16 protein-coding genes, 2 tRNA genes and 1 other RNA gene are annotated in these 16,000 nt (G+C 66.0%); 10 read left to right on the top strand and 9 right to left on the bottom strand.

Annotation, left to right across the window (positions count from 1 at the left end; translation table 11 throughout):
* Positions 1 to 9: 9 nt before the first annotated feature.
* Positions 10 to 774, bottom strand: a complete 765-nt coding sequence (locus D3654_RS00565; protein ID WP_120519597.1) for a YaaA family protein — start codon at positions 772 to 774, stop codon at positions 10 to 12.
* A gap of 57 nt (positions 775 to 831) precedes the next feature.
* Between D3654_RS00565 and rnpB the strand changes: the two genes are divergently transcribed.
* An RNA gene (gene rnpB, locus D3654_RS00560) (RNase P RNA component class A) lies at positions 832 to 1,216 on the top strand.
* Positions 1,217 to 1,247: 31 nt separating this feature from the next.
* Here the strand turns inward: rnpB and D3654_RS00555 are convergent.
* The gene (locus D3654_RS00555) at positions 1,248 to 2,495 is read right to left on the bottom strand and encodes a TIR domain-containing protein (protein WP_120519596.1); all 1,248 of its coding nucleotides are present in this window, start codon (positions 2,493 to 2,495) and stop codon (positions 1,248 to 1,250) included.
* 75 nt (positions 2,496 to 2,570) lie between these two features.
* Positions 2,571 to 3,437: a DUF4231 domain-containing protein gene (locus D3654_RS00550; protein ID WP_162943579.1), complete on the bottom strand. Its 867-nt coding sequence runs from the start codon at positions 3,435 to 3,437 to the stop codon at positions 2,571 to 2,573.
* Between the two features lie 349 nt (positions 3,438 to 3,786).
* Here D3654_RS00550 and D3654_RS00545 point away from each other — a divergent pair, with 349 nt between their 5' ends.
* The 3 genes from D3654_RS00545 to D3654_RS00535 all read left to right on the top strand — a co-directional run bounded on the left by D3654_RS00545 (position 3,787) and on the right by D3654_RS00535 (position 6,485).
* Positions 3,787 to 5,277, top strand: coding sequence for a glyceraldehyde-3-phosphate dehydrogenase (locus D3654_RS00545; RefSeq protein ID WP_120519594.1), 1,491 nt, complete (start codon positions 3,787 to 3,789; stop codon positions 5,275 to 5,277).
* Between the two features lie 76 nt (positions 5,278 to 5,353).
* Positions 5,354 to 5,563, top strand: a complete 210-nt coding sequence (locus D3654_RS00540) for a hypothetical protein (RefSeq protein ID WP_120519649.1) — start codon at positions 5,354 to 5,356, stop codon at positions 5,561 to 5,563.
* A 127-nt stretch (positions 5,564 to 5,690) separates the two neighbouring features.
* Positions 5,691 to 6,485: an HNH endonuclease family protein gene (locus D3654_RS00535; RefSeq protein WP_120519593.1), complete on the top strand. Its 795-nt coding sequence runs from the start codon at positions 5,691 to 5,693 to the stop codon at positions 6,483 to 6,485.
* A gap of 105 nt (positions 6,486 to 6,590) precedes the next feature.
* Here D3654_RS00535 and D3654_RS00530 read toward each other — a convergent pair whose 3' ends face one another.
* The 4 genes from D3654_RS00530 to orn all read right to left on the bottom strand — a co-directional run bounded on the left by D3654_RS00530 (position 6,591) and on the right by orn (position 8,958).
* Complete coding sequence (locus D3654_RS00530) at positions 6,591 to 7,421, bottom strand: acyltransferase domain-containing protein (RefSeq protein WP_245413017.1); 831 nt, start codon at positions 7,419 to 7,421, stop codon at positions 6,591 to 6,593.
* 30 nt (positions 7,422 to 7,451) lie between these two features.
* The gene (gene def, locus D3654_RS00525) at positions 7,452 to 8,024 is read right to left on the bottom strand and encodes a peptide deformylase (RefSeq protein ID WP_205571691.1); all 573 of its coding nucleotides are present in this window, start codon (positions 8,022 to 8,024) and stop codon (positions 7,452 to 7,454) included.
* A 105-nt stretch (positions 8,025 to 8,129) separates the two neighbouring features.
* Positions 8,130 to 8,202, bottom strand: a tRNA-His gene (locus D3654_RS00520).
* Positions 8,203 to 8,331: 129 nt separating this feature from the next.
* Positions 8,332 to 8,958: an oligoribonuclease gene (orn, locus tag D3654_RS00515; protein ID WP_120519590.1), complete on the bottom strand. Its 627-nt coding sequence runs from the start codon at positions 8,956 to 8,958 to the stop codon at positions 8,332 to 8,334.
* 152 nt (positions 8,959 to 9,110) lie between these two features.
* On the opposite strand from orn, the gene mptB reads away from it, so the two are divergent.
* Positions 9,111 to 10,664, top strand: coding sequence for a polyprenol phosphomannose-dependent alpha 1,6 mannosyltransferase MptB (mptB, locus tag D3654_RS00510; protein ID WP_205571690.1), 1,554 nt, complete (start codon positions 9,111 to 9,113; stop codon positions 10,662 to 10,664).
* Here the strand turns inward: mptB and D3654_RS00505 are convergent.
* Both D3654_RS00505 and D3654_RS00500 read right to left on the bottom strand, forming a co-directional pair.
* The gene (locus D3654_RS00505; protein ID WP_120519588.1) at positions 10,657 to 11,355 is read right to left on the bottom strand and encodes a DNA alkylation repair protein; all 699 of its coding nucleotides are present in this window, start codon (positions 11,353 to 11,355) and stop codon (positions 10,657 to 10,659) included. The genes mptB and D3654_RS00505 overlap by 8 nt on opposite strands.
* Positions 11,356 to 11,381: 26 nt before the next feature.
* Positions 11,382 to 11,987 carry a GNAT family N-acetyltransferase gene (locus tag D3654_RS00500; protein ID WP_120519587.1) on the bottom strand — a complete coding sequence of 202 codons (606 nt, stop codon included), beginning with the start codon at positions 11,985 to 11,987 and terminating at the stop codon, positions 11,382 to 11,384.
* A gap of 116 nt (positions 11,988 to 12,103) precedes the next feature.
* Here D3654_RS00500 and D3654_RS00495 point away from each other — a divergent pair, with 116 nt between their 5' ends.
* The 5 genes from D3654_RS00495 to ettA all read left to right on the top strand — a co-directional run bounded on the left by D3654_RS00495 (position 12,104) and on the right by ettA (position 15,960).
* Positions 12,104 to 12,604 carry an SRPBCC family protein gene (locus D3654_RS00495; protein WP_120519586.1) on the top strand — a complete coding sequence of 167 codons (501 nt, stop codon included), beginning with the start codon at positions 12,104 to 12,106 and terminating at the stop codon, positions 12,602 to 12,604.
* A gap of 103 nt (positions 12,605 to 12,707) precedes the next feature.
* Positions 12,708 to 12,780: transfer RNA gene (locus D3654_RS00490), tRNA-Arg, on the top strand.
* A 214-nt stretch (positions 12,781 to 12,994) separates the two neighbouring features.
* Entirely contained in the window at positions 12,995 to 13,576 is a 582-nt protein-coding gene (locus tag D3654_RS00485) for a single-stranded DNA-binding protein (RefSeq protein WP_120519585.1), read from the top strand.
* Positions 13,577 to 13,954: 378 nt separating this feature from the next.
* Positions 13,955 to 14,218 (top strand): DUF6993 domain-containing protein, encoded by a 264-nt coding sequence (locus tag D3654_RS00480; protein ID WP_120519584.1) that lies wholly within the window; start codon positions 13,955 to 13,957, stop codon positions 14,216 to 14,218.
* Between the two features lie 59 nt (positions 14,219 to 14,277).
* Positions 14,278 to 15,960, top strand: a complete 1,683-nt coding sequence (ettA, locus tag D3654_RS00475) for an energy-dependent translational throttle protein EttA (RefSeq protein ID WP_120519583.1) — start codon at positions 14,278 to 14,280, stop codon at positions 15,958 to 15,960.
* Positions 15,961 to 16,000 lie beyond the last annotated feature (40 nt).

The raw sequence follows: 16,000 nt of genomic DNA, 5'->3' as shown, positions 1-16,000 counted from the left end.
TGGCCGCCGCTAGCCCTGCAGGATGATATTCAGGGCGTGTGCCTTGCGCGCGGTGCCCTCCACTAGTTCGACGCTCCAGCTTTCCTGGGTCGCCTTGAGCAACTGCTCGGGGGTTGCCGGAGCCTTGCCCCGCCGGGTGAGCAGGTGGCGTGCCAGCTCCCCGCGTGTGTGCTTGGCGAAGTGGCTGACCACGGTGCGCTTGCCGTTTGCCTCCGTGAAGACGTTCACCGTGACGGTCTGCGCCGGTGGGGGAGTCCAGGCCGCGGCATAGGTGCTCGAGCGGCAGTCCACCAGCAGCTGCCCTTCCGCCCTCCCGGCGAGTGCCTCCGTGAGCTGCGGCTTCCAGAAGGAAGCCAGCCGCCCGACGTCGGGCAGTGCGGTTCCCATCGACAGCCGGTAGGCGGGCACCCGGTCGCCGAAGCCGAGCGCGCCCCAGAGGGCGGAGATGACCAGGACCGATTCGGCGGCCTTGCGGCGCTGCGCCGGAGTCAGTGACTTGTAGCCGAGCGCGTCGTAGAGGACGCCCGAGTACAGTTCGTACGCCGGGGCCGCCGGTTCGGCGTGCAGCCGGGTGTTGCGTTCGACGTCGTCCCGCAGCGAGGCGCCGACACCCAGCAGGGCGAGGGCGTCCTCGTGCGCACTGACCAGGCCAAGGGCGTCGAGTACTTTGGCCCGGTAGCTGTTGAGCCCGGGGAAGCTCAGCGCCTCCCAGTCGACGGCGGGGCCCTTGGCCGCGGGAGTCTTACCTTCGGAGGGTGGGAGGAGAATCAGCACCCGTCGATATTACCGGGGTCCGGAGCCCGTCCCGGCGCCGGTAGACTGTACTGCGGACGGGGCAGCCAGGCGGCCGCGCGCCACGCAAGTGGCTCGAGGAACGTCCGGGCTCCACAGGGCAGGGTGGTGGGTAACGCCCACTCGGGGTAACCCGCAGGCCAGTGCCACAGAAAACAGACCGCCGCCTCCGTGCATTTGCACGGAACGCAGGTAAGGGTGAAACGGTGGTGTAAGAGACCACCAGCTTCCCGGGTGACCGGGAAGGCTAGGTAAACCCCACCCGGAGCAAGGCCAGACAGGACACGTTCGAGGGCTGCCCGCCCGAGTGTCCGGGTAGGCCGCTGGAGGGCGCCGGCAACGGCGTTCGTAGATGGATGGTCGCCTCTTCCCGGCCGGCAACGGCCCGGAATGACAGAACCCGGCGTATCGGCTGCCCCGTCCCACGCACCCTTTTCGGTGCCCTTAGCGCGCGACTAGTAGTAGTAACTCGTCTGCAGGGAGCTCGCGAAGGATACGAACCAGAAGAAACCGCCGACCCCGATGCCGATCCAGCCCCAAAGCTGGGCCTTTTTGGACGCGTCGAGTGCGCCCGCGGGGTTCCCTGTGTTCCAGCGTCCCGGAACCTGGGTTGAAAAGTAGAGTGCCACTGCTCCGAGCGGGATGAACAACACCAGGGCGATGATGGACAGCGCCAATCGTTGTGGCGGTGCCGGTTGCTGCACGAACCGGAAGTCTTGGGGCAGCTGACGGAAGCTTTGCTGTTGTTGCGGCATCGGTGCACCCGCGTAAGCAGGGTTCGTTTGCGCCTGCGGAAAGACGCCAGGATTCACGGGTTGCGGATTTCCCGCGAACGGCTCGGCCTGCCGGTTGGGATGCGGAACATTCCGGGCTGCCGCGGGCGCTGCCTGTGGCGTCGGGGAGTGGCCCCCGGCCGCTAAGATCGGCTCCGGCGCCTTCTGCGCTTCAGGGGCTTTCTGCGGCGCCGGAACTGGCTCGGAATCCGCGGCCACGGCAATTGGATGGCTGGCCCGGGAGCGGAGGTCATCGTCCTGCCGGACCCGCTCGATATCCTTGGCCACTTGGTGGAGGAGATCGCGACGGCCCTCCAACACCCCGAGGAGTTCGGCGGCAGCGTCATGTTCCCGGGGTCGCTCCAGGGAGGCCCTGAGTTTCGCGAGGATGGAGAACTGCTCATCGGCGCTGAGGGCTTCCCGCCGCAGGTCAGCGGCCAGATCACCCAGATAGGACACGGGAACCGCCGGCGGGTCGGGGAGCGGCTCTGGCAGCGCGGCGTCCGTCGGAACGGAGAAGAGTGCATTGGCGAGCTGGGCGCCGGTGAGGGGAGTCCGGTTCGTATAGTCGATGAACTGCAGCGTCGCGATGTCCGGCGGAAGCAAGTCTGAACGGACGGGTTTGACGACGAGCGGTATCAATGGCTTTCGGAGCCTGCGCGCGTAGTCCCGCTCACGGGTTGCCGCCTCGGAGTCGATCAGGCTGGGGGACACCACCAGGATCATCGCGTCGCATGTACGGATCTGCTCGAGGATGACGTCCCACCACGCCTGGCCGCCGTCCAGGTTGCTGTCCACCCACGCCTCGTGGTGCAGGGCCGAAATGCCTGCCCGGATGTCGTTGAGTGCGTCCTGGTCCTCACGGGCGTAGGAGATGAAAACGCGCCTGCCGGAGCGGCCGGGCGAAGGTGAAGCTGCTGTTCCGCTCATGGGATCCTGGTCTCGCCTGAACGAATAAATACAATGATTGGTGAAATCAAGGATACGCGTCCGGGGTGGGCGTTGCTAGCCCCCGCGGGAAGCAAGCCACATGGTGTGCTCGCGGCTGATCGCGTCCTCGGCGTCGGAAACGGCAGATCCCCAGGACGCCTCATCGGCATCCTGCAGCAGCGACTCCTGCAGAGCGAGTTCACGGGTTGTCAGGCTGTAGGCGGCGGCCAGTTGGGCGTGCTGCTTAAGGGCCAGCCAGGCCGCGCTGGCACCGATGACGGAGCCCAGCACGCCACCCAGGTCGATCTCAGAGACTCCGGCGAATTTCAGGGTGGCCAATGCCACGGCCACGATCTCGGCCGAGACCAGCACCGTCCGCCACACCTCGGCCCGGCGCTTGTTCGCGGCGGCCTTGGCTGCGTACCACTGGCGCTGGGCGAGCGTCCGCTGCCTGAGGTAGGCAGCCTTCCGCTCCTCGAAGCTGCTGTTCCGCAGCGCCGTCATGGAGCCCGTGACCAGCGGGCTGTCCGTGGCAATGGCCACCCGGTCGCCGCCCTTCTGGGTCAACAGCTCGGCCCGGTCCCGCAGTATCCTGCGCGCTTCCGCATCGCTAAGGTCCGTCCCGAACGGTGCCCCGTGGACGGAGTAGCACCAAGCCATCGTTTTCATGGATTCGGCGAGGGCCCGCCCCGAGTACCAGTCACGCTCCGGCTGGACATAGGAGAGGATGAGTTCACAGATGAGTGCCATCAGGAAGGCTGCGAGCACCACGAGCGAGGAGAGGCCGAAGTTCCCGACGGCCAGGGGGATGGCGGCTCCCACCGCGCCGGCAATGGTGCTGCCCAGGCGCAAGCGGTTCAGGAACAGGTACTTCCGCTGGCCCTTCAACGACGCAGAGTCGGCATCCTTGAAGTAGCCCGGCAGTTCGAGGACTTCACTCACGACAGTACTTCCGTTCGCCCCGCGGAACCGGCGCACCGGCAACCGATGATTGGATTGTAGGACCCGCCGTAGGCCGCGGCCAGAGTCGCGGCCGGAGTCTCATCGTGCGCATGTGAGTGATTTCACTGTTCCGGGCGCCCCGGGGCATGCTTCCCAGACCCTAGAATGGATGGTGAACGTTGAAGTTCCCCGCCGGTACTGCGTTCGCAGCCCGGCGGTTTTTCTTTGCGATCGTTCGTGGCGTCCGGGGCGGACCGAAGCCCCAGTGATGCCAGTGCCGCAGGATTACTCCGGGCGGCCGCCATCTGCGCACGAGGACGTGCGCGGTTGACCCTAGGAAGGTAGTTCTGTGACCCAGTCGTCTGATTCTTGTCTTGATTCGTGGATGGGCCGCGAGGCGCTCGCCGAAGCCATGATCCCGGTGATCGGCCGTTTGTACCGTGAAAACAATGTGGTGACCAGCATTCACGGACGCAGCCTCATCAACAAGTCCTCCATGAACATCCTGAAGGCGCACCGCTTCGCCCGCCGGATGAGCAACGCAGAGCTCCCGCTGGAAGAAACCGCACCCCTGCTCGATGCCCTCGCCGGACTTGAACTCGGCGCGGCCGCCATCGACATCGCCCTGCTCAACGAGAAGTTCAAGGCACAGGCTCCCGGAACCTCCCTGGAGGGTTTCCTCCGTGAGGAACTGGCCGAGATCGTCGGCCGACGCGGCGCCGATGACCGCACCAGTACCGACGTCGTCCTTTACGGCTTCGGCCGCATCGGCCGCCTCCTCGCCCGCCTCCTCATCGAGAAGGCGGGCGGCGGACACGGCCTGCGCCTGCGCGCCATTGTGGTCCGCAAGGGCGCCGAGAACGACCTCGCCAAGCGCGCCAGCCTGCTCCGCCGCGACTCCGTGCACGGCTCCTTCGAAGGCACCATCCGCGTGGATGAGGAAGCCAACACCATCACCGCCAACGGCGTGCAGATCCAGGTGATCTACTCGGACAACCCCTCCACGGTGGACTACACCGCCTACGGCATCAAGGACGCCCTCGTGGTGGACAACACCGGCCGGTGGCGCGACGCCGAAGGCCTGTCCCAGCACCTGCAGAGCAAGGGCGTGGCCCGCGTGCTTCTCACGGCGCCGGGCAAGGGCGAGCTGAAGAACATCGTCCACGGCATCAACCACCGCGACATCCAGGACAGCGACACGATCGTCACCGCCGCGTCTTGCACCACCAACGCCATCACCCCGGTGCTGAAGGCCCTCAACGACAAGTTCGGTGTCATCCACGGGCACGTCGAAACCGTGCACTCCTTCACCAACGACCAGAACCTGATCGACAACTTCCACAAGGGCGACCGCCGTGGACGTTCGGCGGCCCTGAACATGGTCATCACCGAAACCGGTGCGGCGAAGGCAGTGGCCAAGGCCCTTCCGGAACTGCAGGGCAAGCTGACCGGCAACGCCATCCGCGTCCCCACCCCGGATGTCTCCATGGCCATCCTGAACCTCAACCTTGAGACGGGCACCACCAAGGATGAGGTCAACAACTACCTGCGCGAAATGTCCCTGCACTCTTCGCTGCGCAAGCAGATCGACTACATCGATTCGCCCGAGGTTGTCTCCACCGACTTCGTCGGCTCCCGTCGTGCAGGCATCGTCGACGGCCTGGCCACCATCGCCAACGACAAGAACCTCGTGGTCTACGTCTGGTACGACAACGAGTTCGGCTACAGCTGCCAGGTGGTCCGTGTCATGGAGGAAATGGCCGGCGTGAACCCGCCGTTCTTCCCGGCACAGGAAGCACCCGCCGCGGCCGAGCCTGCTTTGGAAGCGGCCACCGTCTGATCCTGTTTTCAGGAAGCTTCGGCTTTCCCGGCCGGTTCTCTGGAATCGGCCGGGAAAGCTGAGCAGAATGGTCCCCATGGAACGCGAAGAGATCCTGGACCACGACACCACGCTTGAGCACGCACTCGACGTAGCCCGGGCAAACCAGAAAGAAGCCAAAAGGCTGCTCGACGCCGCCCGCGCCGCCCACGCTGCCGGGGACGTCACCGCGGAGCGCGTGGCGCAGCTTGAATCACTGTTGGCAGTAGCCGACGAAGACCTCAAACGGGTCGCCCGGGAGCAATAGCTCCCATTTTTGCTTTGCCGGCCAGCGCGGCTTGTGTGTTCTCCTCCACACTGTGGATGGCACCAAAAATGTCTGCCGCCTGGCCTAGGCTCAAGGGGATTGAAGCCACAGTGAAAGGACCCTTCCCTTGAGTACCACCTGGACCGCCTTCCGGCGTGCCCGACGCCGATCCCGCCAAGCCTGGGCCGTGCTGGCCTTCGTCGTGGCAGCCGCCGTGGGCGGCGTTGCATGGTTCTTCGGCAACGGTCAGTTCGCCGTGGCGGAAGGTCCGGGTGGCGGGCCCGCCGCGGCGCCCGTGGCGGACTACAGCTGGATGAAGCCCGTCGCACCGGTGGCCCCCGTTCCGCATGGTACGGCAGCAGAAGCGCTTGAGACCCTTCCCGTCAAAGGCCGCGCAGCCAAGGACGACTATGACCGCTCGCAATTCGGCCAAGCCTGGTTGGACGCCGACCACAACGGCTGCGATACCCGGAACGACATCCTCCGTCGGGACCTGAGCTCCCTGCGGTTCAGCGACGGCTCCAAATGCAAGGTGGCCGGCGGTGGCCTCGCCGAACCGTACGTCGGCAAAGCGATTGAATTCCGGCGCGGCTCCGAAAGCAGCAAGGCCGTCCAGATCGACCATGTGGTGGCCCTGGGCGACGCCTGGCAGAAGGGGGCCAAGCAGCTCACCCCGAAACAGCGCAGCACCTTTGCCAACGATCCGCTGAACTTGATAGCCGTCGACGGTCCCGCCAACGTGAAGAAGGGAGCCGGCGACGCCGCCACCTGGCTTCCGGCGAACAAGAACTTCCGCTGCCACTATGTCGCACGCCAGATTTCGGTCAAGGCGGCCTACCGTCTCTGGGTCACCGCCGCCGAAAAGGATGCCATGAAGCGTGTGCTCGCCACCTGCCCGGGACAGCAGACCATCCGGCCCTGACGGGGCCCGTCCGGGCGGCGTGGCCTGGGTCGGCCCGGCCAGCCGGGCGGCATTGCCCTGGTCGGGCCTTGGCCGGTCACGCCCGGCGCAAAGCCGGCGTGCCGGTCAGGGTGCTGCAGGGAGCTCGAGGTGACCGTGCCCGAGCTGCCAGGTGCCGCCGTCGTCGATCCGCTCAAGGACGACCCGCTGCAGGGAAGTGTCCCGGGGCAATTGCGCCAGGTTCTCCATGTCCCTGGTGCGGAAGGTGAAGTAGACGGCGTCGCTGGCGGCGTCCGAACACCGGTCCACGGTGAAGCGACGGGCAAATGATGCGATGTTGCTCTCGGGGAGCCGTTCGGCAAGATACGGGTCCAGCATCCAGGAGTCGCAGGTGGCCAGCCGGACCGGCTTGTCCGCAAAGTGGCGGTCCAGGAAGCTTCGCGCCTGGGCCAGGCTTTCGTCCACGACGGCGGGGGAGAGGCCGCCGTCCTCGGGAATGTGTACGCCGACGAGCCATTCGCCTTCAAGCACCGGTGATGCCCCGCCGCTGCTGCGCACCAAGTGGTACTGCAGGCGGCCCAGCCGGAACATGTTTCCGGCCATGTGCAGCGTGAGCCAGCCCCACGTGTCGAGGCCGAAATGCCCGTGGACGCGGCGGTTGATGCGCAGGTTCAAGCCGACGTCGGCCAGGATCGCTGCCGAAAGCCCGGCCGGGATGCCGAGCGAGCGGTGGTACGAGGCGGCGGCGGGCGCGAAGCGCAGGAGCGCCTCGATCCAGTCGCGCTCGGTGCAGCCGTCAGCGGAGGCCGGCCCGGAGGGGAAGGTGCCAAGCCGCCCCTCGAAGGCCGACAGGGCCGAGAGGACTGCGGCGCTTGGGGGCGTGGAGAGGAGGGCCGCGCATTCCCGCGCGTCGTCGTCCCGGATGTCCAGGAGGTCAAACAAAGCTGTGTTGTCCACGGCCAAGGTCCGATCGCTCGATGACAGGGGTCAGTGCCCGAAGGGATCCGGGTCGACGCCGGGCATCCAGGTCAGGCCCGGGACTCCCCAGCCGTGCTTCTTGGCCTGCTTCATGGCCTTCTTGGAATAGCGGTCCACGAGGCGGTTTACGTAGAGCTTCCCGTCAAGGTGGTCGAATTCGTGCTGCATCACCCGGGCGAACCAGCCGGTGGCCACGAAGTCGACGGGCTTGCCGTCGCCGTCGAAGCCCTGCACCCGGGCCCACTCGGCGCGCTGCAGCGGGTAGCTCTCACCGGGGAAGGACAGGCACCCCTCGATATGCTCCTCCGGATCCGGCAGCGCACCGGACACCTTGGAGAGGGTCAGGACCGGATTGACCACGACGCCTTCGTCCGGCGCGTCGTCGTCATTGGCGTATTTGAAGATGAAGATCCGCTTGCCGACGCCCACCTGGGGTGCGGCAAGGCCTACGCCGTTCGCCGCCTCATTGGTTTCGACCATGTCCGCGATCAAGGTCCGCAGCTCATCGTCGAAGGCTTCAACTTCAGTGGCCCGGCGGTGCAGTACGGGTTCGCCCCAGATGGTGATGGGCAGGACGGTCATGGCGGTTGGTTCCTTGCTGAGCGACGGTAGCGGGAAAAAGCAAAGGCCGCACTGGAAAACCAGTGCGGCCTTTGGCTGACCGGTACCAACTACCAGCCTTATGCGGGTGAGCGACGGGGGTTGAACCCGCGACCTCCTGGACCACAACCAGGCGCTCTGCCAACTGAGCTACGCCCACCATGCGCCTTGTGAGCAGCGGAATGACCCGCCACCTGCGAAGGCAACGACAAAAACTATACCCCGAGTTTCGTGGCCGCAACGCCACTTTTTGCCGTTTCGGAGAAAATTCCGGGAAAGGTAACGCAGATCACACCGTAGTGCTGTTCCCGACGCTTCCCGAAATACGCTTGGAGACCTTCTGGGCCGTGGCTGTGTCCGGGCCGGGCGCGGGGACGAAGACGGCTTCGCGGTAGTAGCGCAGCTCGTCGATCGAATCCTTGATGTCGCCCAGGGCGCGGTGGCCGCCGTGCTTGGCGGGCGCCTGGAAGTAGGCCCGTGGGAACCAGCGGCGGGAGAGTTCCTTGATGGTGCTGACATCGATCACCCGGTAATGGAGGTGCTCGATGACGTTGGGCATGTCCCGGACGAGGAACGTGCGGTCCGTTCCGACCGAGTTCCCGCCCAGCGGAGCCTTCTTCGGGTCCGGAACCCACGCCTCGATGTACTCCAGGATGAGTGCTTCGGCCTCCGCCATCGTCTTGCCGTGGGGCAGTTCATCAAGAAGCTTGGACCGGGTATGCATGTCCCGGACAAAGTCGTTCATCTGCTCAAGCGCGGCATCTTCGGGCTTGATGACAACATCCACGCCCTCGCCCAGGATATTCAGCTCGGAGTCGGTGACCAGGGCGGCCACTTCGATCAGTGCGTCCTTTTCGAGATCCAGGCCGGTCATTTCGCAGTCGATCCAGACGATGCGTTCATTAGTAATAGGCACCCGCCCAGACTACAGTTCAGCCGCCCGATGCCGCTCCGATGATACGATTTCGAGCACGGCAGAGGCTGGTTTTCCGCCCTGCTTATTCCCTGTTTGGACTGCCCGGGGGCAGGTCCGGAACCTGCTCGGCAAACGATTGGATATTTCTGACAATGACGGCGCCTGTACCTGCCGCCAGCAAGGACGACGGGACGCCGTCGGCCGCAGGAACGTTGGCGGAAGTGGACAATCCCCGCTCTCCCCTGATTGCCGGCTTCATTGGATCGATGTTCCTGGTCATCGGATCCCTGGGGGTGGGGTGGCTTGCCCCCGTGTCCGAGCTGCGCCGCCTGCCGCTGTTCATCTGGATGCGCACGGAGGCGGCAGGCGTTGCACTGTCCATCGTGCTGCTCTCGGTCGGCGGCATGCTCCTGGTGCGGGCGTGGCTCCGCCTGGGCCAGCGCGTGCGGGTCTGGGGCCAGGATGCGCGGAAGGCGACGCTTCAGGCGATTGTCGCCTGGGGCCTGCCGATGATGTTCACCGTCCCGCTCTTCAGCCGCGACGTGTACGCCTACATCGGGCAGGGCAGGCTGATGGTCGAAGGCATCAATCCCTACGAGAACGGCATCTCGGCCCTGCCCAACTACTTCCAGCTGGGCGCGGACAAGATGTGGACCGAAGCCCCCGTGCCGTACGGCCAGGTGTTCCTCTGGATCGAGCAGTTCGTGGTGTGGGTGACCAATGTCCAGCCCGAAGCCAGCATCATGCTGTTCCGCTTGGCGGCCGCCGTCGGGATCGTACTGTGCGTCATCTACGTCCCCAAGCTCGCCGAATTGCACGGCGTCAACCCGCATCGCGCCCTCTGGCTTTCCGCCGCGAATCCGCTCTTCCTCACGAACTTCATCGCGAGCGTCCACAACGACGCCCTCATGATCGGCCTGGCCCTCGCCGGGCTCTACTACTGCGCCACCCGCCGGGTGATCCTGGGCATCGTGCTGGTCACCCTCTCCATTTCGGTCAAGCCGATCACTGTGGTGTTCCTGCCCTTCATCGGCCTCATGTGGGCGGGCAAGGGGGCCAGCTGGCCGCGCAAGTTCCTCTTCTGGGCGCTGACTGCCGGCCTGTCTCTGGCGCTCCTCTACGCCCTGGGCGCCGTCAACGGCTTCGGCTTCGGCTGGATCAAGGGACTCTCGGCGCCGGGCAGCGTGTGGATCTGGTACGCCCCGGTGGGGCTGCTCGGCCTGATCGTCGCCTCGATAGTGAACGTCTTCGGCCTTGACGGTTGGGGCCTTGCGAAATGGGTGTACGACGCCGGCAAGATCCTAGCGGTGGGCATCGTCGCCTGGCAGGTCTTCCGCGGCAGCCATGACCGGGTCATGCGGCGCCTGACCCTTGCGTTCGCGGCGATCGTCCTGCTGGCGCCCATGATCCAGTCCTGGTACGTCGTGTGGCTGATCCCGCTGTTCGCGGTGACCGGCATCCGCAACGACTGGCAGGTGAAAACCCTGTACTTCGTGGTCTCCTTCTTCATGGTCTACGCGATCTCCGACCAGCTGGAGGTCTTCCCGTACCTCCAGAGCGGGGACGTGGGCCTGGCCTTGGTGCTCGCCCGGAACGCGGCTGCCATCATCGCCCTGCTGTTCGCCCTCTACCTGATCTTCCTCGACCCGCGCACCAAGCACCTCTTCAGCCGCAGGGACCAGCCGCTCACCAACACCGTCATCTAGCGCCGGTGCCCGCCGGCAGGCGGCGCACGGCTTCACGGTAGGACAGGGAGCTCAGCCGCTCCTTGTGTTCGGCAACGAACCCCGCCACCCACCCGGGATCGCTCTTGCTGTACTCGCGCAAGGCCCACCCGATCGCCTTCCGGATGAAGAACTCCCCGTCGCCCAGATTGGGCAGGATCACGGCGGCCAGCAGCGTCCGGTTGGTCCGGGCTTTGGCTCCCAGCTGGGAGGTGATCGCCGCGCGCCTGACCCACATGTCGCCGTCGGCCGCCCAATGCAGCACCAGCTCCGCCATGGCGTCCGGATGCGCAAGCAGCAGGTCCCGGATCCGTGGCGAAACGCCGTCCACCAGGTCCCACCAGGCGCCGCTGCGGATGAACTCTTCGTACACCGGGATCATTTGCAGGTCGGCAGCAACCAGGCGCGCAGCAGTGAGATCGATCGCCGCATAGCGCTCCTCGCGGACGCCCGCCTCGCGCCATAGCCGGAGCACGGCGTCGCGCAGCTCTGTTTCCGTAGCGAACGGAGACGCCTTCGCGGCGGCCTTCACGATCCTGCGGACTTCGGGAACCGGCACGCCGAGCGACGGCATGTCCGACTTCATGTACGCCTGGGCCGAGCGGGCGCGTTCCGGATCGCCAGCGGCTTCCAGCGATGCCCGGATGCCCGCGATGAGTTCCTGCGTGTGCATGGCACCACTGTAGGCCGGGGCGGATACTACTCGGGGGCCGCCGCACCCGGGCGCAGCAGCCGCATGACGGCCCTTCCCGGAACCGACGTGGGGATCGCCTCGAAGCCCGCGCGGGCGAAGACGGAAACCGTCCCGTGGTAGAGGTCCGAAGACCCGGCCTTTGGCCGCAGGGACGGATCCACCGGGTAGCCTTCGATGATGCGGGCGCCGTTGGCGAAGGCGTGTCCGACGGCGGCGGCCAGGAGATCACTTGCGATCCCGCCGCGCCGGTGCCCTGGAGCGACGACGAAACAGCTGACAGACCAAACGTCGTCGCCGTCGGCGGCCGCTGCGCCGGCCGAACGCAGGATCTGCGACCGCTCGATCCGGGGGTAGCAGTGCCGGGGTTCAACGGCGCACCATCCCACGGGGACGCCATCCTTGAGCGCGATGACGCCGGGCTCCGGGCCGGCGTCGAACGCCGACTTCAATTGCTCGCGGAGGCCCTCCGCGGGAGTGTCGTTCCAGGCCTTGCCGGGGATCGAAAACCACCGGCACCAGCAGCGGCCGGGTTCTCCCTTGCCGCTGAAGAGTTCGTCCACGTCGGCCCACTGTGCGGGGCGGGTCAGGATTTCGGCGGAGTTCTGCTCCATGCCACGGAGTCTAACCCGGGGTTCCGGACGGAGGCAGCCCTTGACTTTGTCCGCTCCGGCAACGGATGCTCCGATCAAAGCCAGCCACGGAAGAGACAGCATTGGAGCCAAGCACCATGACCACGAATGATCCGGGCACGCAGGGCCTGCAGTTCGTCTACGCCACCTACATCAAGGCCACGCCGGAGCAACTGTGGCAGGCCCTGACCGATCCGTCCTTCACGGAGCGCTATTGGGGTGTTGCCCTCAGATCGGATTGGAAGCAAGGCTCCGCAATCACCTGGGAAGTGGCAGGCGTGACGATTGCGGACCCCGAGCAGGTTGTCCTGGCCGCGGACGAACCCCGCAGGCTCGCGTTCACCTGGCATACGATCACTCCGGAATTCGGGGCGGCGGTGGGCGCCCCGGGCGACGAGTTCGCGGCGATGGCGGCCGAAGGACGTTCCAGGGTGGCCTTCGAGATTGAACCGCTCACGGACATGGCCAAGCTCACCGTGACGCATTCGGGGTTCGAAGAAGGCAGTGCCGTCCTGGCCGGTGTCACCGACGGCTGGCCGGGAGTCGTTGCGAGCCTCAAGACGCTCTTGGAAACGGGCGAACCGCTGGTCTTTTCCTAGGATCGTCATGCCCTGGCCGTCACCCTCCAGGGCGGCGGGCAGCCGGAGTCCTTGCGCAGGGTAAACTCGTGGTGTCGCCGCCGGGATGGACCGGCAGGCGCCCGCCTCGGTAGCTCAGAGGATAGAGCAGGAGCCTTCTAATCTCTTGGTCGGGGGTTCGATTCCCTCCCGGGGCGCTTTTGTGATGCGACGGACATCCAAAACACCCCCGGTCTACGGACCGGGGGTGTTTTTGTAAGTCCGTTGCGTGGGTCCAGAGCCGGCACTGCTCCTCCACAGCCGGATTTTCGCCGGGGTATCCACATACGGGCAGCGGGACCTGCCGGCGGCGTTGCGCCGGCGTGATGCTGGGAGGGCCGGACAGGCAACCCAACCACGTTAGGACGCACCATGAACGACATCATCACTGTCCGCGGCTTCGTTGCCTCGGAGGTCAAGAGTTCCACCACACCAGGCGGTATCGCCACCGCCTCCTTCAGGATCGGGTCGACGGAGCGGCGCTTCGACCGCGCCAACAACGTATGGATCGACGGAAACACCAACTGGTTCACCGTACAGAGTTTCAGGCATCTGGCGGGGCATATGGGCTGCAGCATCAAGAAGGGCCAGCGCGTCATCGTCCTCGGTAAACTCCGGCTCCGCCAATGGGAACGTGAGGGCCGCATCTACCACGTGGCGGAAATCGACGCCGAGTCCGTGGGGCATGACCTCATGTGGGGTTCCGCGAACTTCACCCGGATGGCAAGCAACTCCACTCCGCAGCAGGCATCGGCACAGGCCGGTCAGGGCACGGCGGAGGATGCTCCGTGGCCGGAAGGCAGCGGTGACGCCGAGGCGCCCCTTCCGGACGGCGACGGCGAGGGTGACGGCGGGGACCCCGGTTCCCGGCTGGAGATCCTTGGGGAAGACGACGGCGGCGATCCCACTCTCGTGGACACCGCGACCGGGGAACTTCTGGACACGTCCGCGTGAGGCGGCCCGGGGCCGTAACCGTCCGGCTGGCCTCCCGGCGCCGGTTGATGCGTCCGGGAGGCGGCCGGATCCGCGTGGCAGAATGGCCAGGTGAAACACGGCGGGACGTACACGAGCGCGATCGCACGACGGCGTCGTAGCGGGCCGGTGCCACGTGCTGTTGCGCTGTCTTCCGCGACGCTGTTCTCCGCGGTGGTGCTCCTTGCGGTGTCAGCCTGCGCAGCGCCGGCCTCGGGTCCGGCCGCCGAATCCGGCGGTGCACCAGCGAGTGGCGCCTCGGCGAACGCCGGCTCTGTGACCGGCGCGCCGGTGAGCGGCACATCTGGAAGGACACGTCCGTCGTCGCAACCGGAACCGGGGACGAAACGGCTGCTGCGGATGATGGAAGACACGCTGCGGGGCGCGGGTCCCGAGCCAGGGCAGGAAACCTTGCGGTCCCGGCTCGTCGCTGCGGGCGTTGCGTCCAAAGCCGTGGAGGTGTCTGCGAGCAGGACCCCGACGGGCCTGGAGGTGGACGCTGTTGAAGCAGCAGTCAGCTCCGGCACGGAATGCGTCGTCGGCGAAGTCCGCGACGGCCGCGTCACGGTGACCGTGCTGCCTCTGCTGGCTGACGGCAGATGCTTTGCCGGGGACACCCGTTAGGCCCGCTGCGCATTGCTCCGAATGTGAGATCTGCCTTGCCACCCATTAGATTTAAGGGCATGGCGGAATTCATTTACACGATGACCAAGGCCCGCAAGGCTGTTGGCGACAAACTTATCCTGGACGATGTCAGCATGTCGTTCTTCCCCGGCGCGAAGATCGGCGTCGTCGGCCCGAACGGTGCCGGTAAGTCCACAATCCTGAAGATCATGGCGGGGCTCGACACCCCGTCCAACGGCGAGGCCCGTCTTAGCCCCGGCTACTCCGTGGGCATCCTCCTGCAGGAGCCGCCCCTGAACGAGGAAAAGACAGTCCTGGGCAACGTCCAGGAAGGTGTCGGCGAGATCTACGGCAAGATCCAGCGCTTCAATGAAATCTCTGAAGAGATGGCCAACCCGGACGCGGACTACGACACCCTGCTCGACGAGATGGGCAAGCTCCAGGAAGCCATCGACGCCGCCGACGCATGGGACATCGACTCCCAGCTGGAGCAGGCCATGGACGCGCTGCGCTGCCCGCCGGGCGACGCCGATGTCACAGTGCTCTCCGGTGGTGAGCGCCGCCGCGTGGCCCTCTGCAAGCTGCTGCTGCAGAAGCCTGACCTGCTGCTGCTCGACGAACCGACCAACCACCTCGACGCCGAAAGCGTGCTCTGGCTCGAACAGCACCTTTCCAGCTACCCGGGCGCCGTGCTGGCCATCACCCACGACCGTTACTTCCTCGACCACGTCGCGGAATGGATCTGTGAAGTGGACCGCGGCCGCCTGTACCCGTACGAGGGCAACTACTCCACCTACCTCGAGAAGAAGCGCGCCCGCCTGGAGATCCAGGGCAAGAAGGACGCCAAGCAGGCCAAGCGCCTGAGCGAGGAACTCGAGTGGGTCCGCTCGAACGCCAAGGGCCGCCAGACCAAGTCCAAGGCACGTCTGGCCCGCTACGAAGAGATGGCCGCCGAGGCGGAGCGCACCAGGAAGCTCGACTTCGAGGAAATCCAGATCCCGCCGGGACCGCGCCTGGGCAGCCTGGTCATCGAAGCCACCGACCTCAAGAAGGGCTTCGAGGACCGCGTCCTGATCGAGGACCTCTCCTTCTCCCTGCCCCGCAACGGCATCGTCGGCGTCATCGGCCCCAACGGCGTCGGCAAGTCCACACTCTTCAAGACGATCGTCGGCATCGAACCGCTGGACGGCGGCAACCTGAAGATCGGTGAGTCCGTCAAGATCTCCTACGTGGACCAGTCCCGCGGCGGCATCGACCCCAATAAGACCCTGTGGGAGGTCGTGTCCGACGGCCTGGACCACATCCAGGTCGGCCAGGTGGAAATGCCTTCGCGTGCCTACGTTTCGGCGTTCGGCTTCAAGGGCCCGGACCAGCAGAAGAAGGCCGGCGTGCTCTCCGGCGGTGAGCGCAACCGCCTGAATCTCGCACTGACCCTCAAGCAGGGCGGCAACCTGCTGCTCCTTGACGAACCCACCAACGACCTCGACGTCGAAACCCTGAGCAGCCTGGAAAACGCGCTGCTCGACTTCCCGGGCTGCGCCGTGGTGGTCTCCCACGACCGTTGGTTCCTGGACCGAGTGGCGACCCACATCCTCGCCTACGAAGGTGACGACGAGAACCCCTCCAAGTGGTACTGGTTCGAAGGCAACTTCGAGTCCTACGAGGAGAACAAGGTCGAACGGCTCGGACCCGACGCCGCCAAGCCGCACCGGGTCACCCACCGCAAGCTGACCCGCGACTAACAGCGCCAGACACACGGAAGGCCGGCCCCGCACGGGGCCG

Source organism: Arthrobacter celericrescens, assembly GCF_003614925.1.
GTDB classification, from domain to species: Bacteria; Actinomycetota; Actinomycetes; order Actinomycetales; family Micrococcaceae; genus Arthrobacter; species Arthrobacter celericrescens.
The sequence above is the reverse complement of the archived record's forward strand: the minus strand, read 5'-3'. Positions and strand labels throughout refer to the sequence as shown.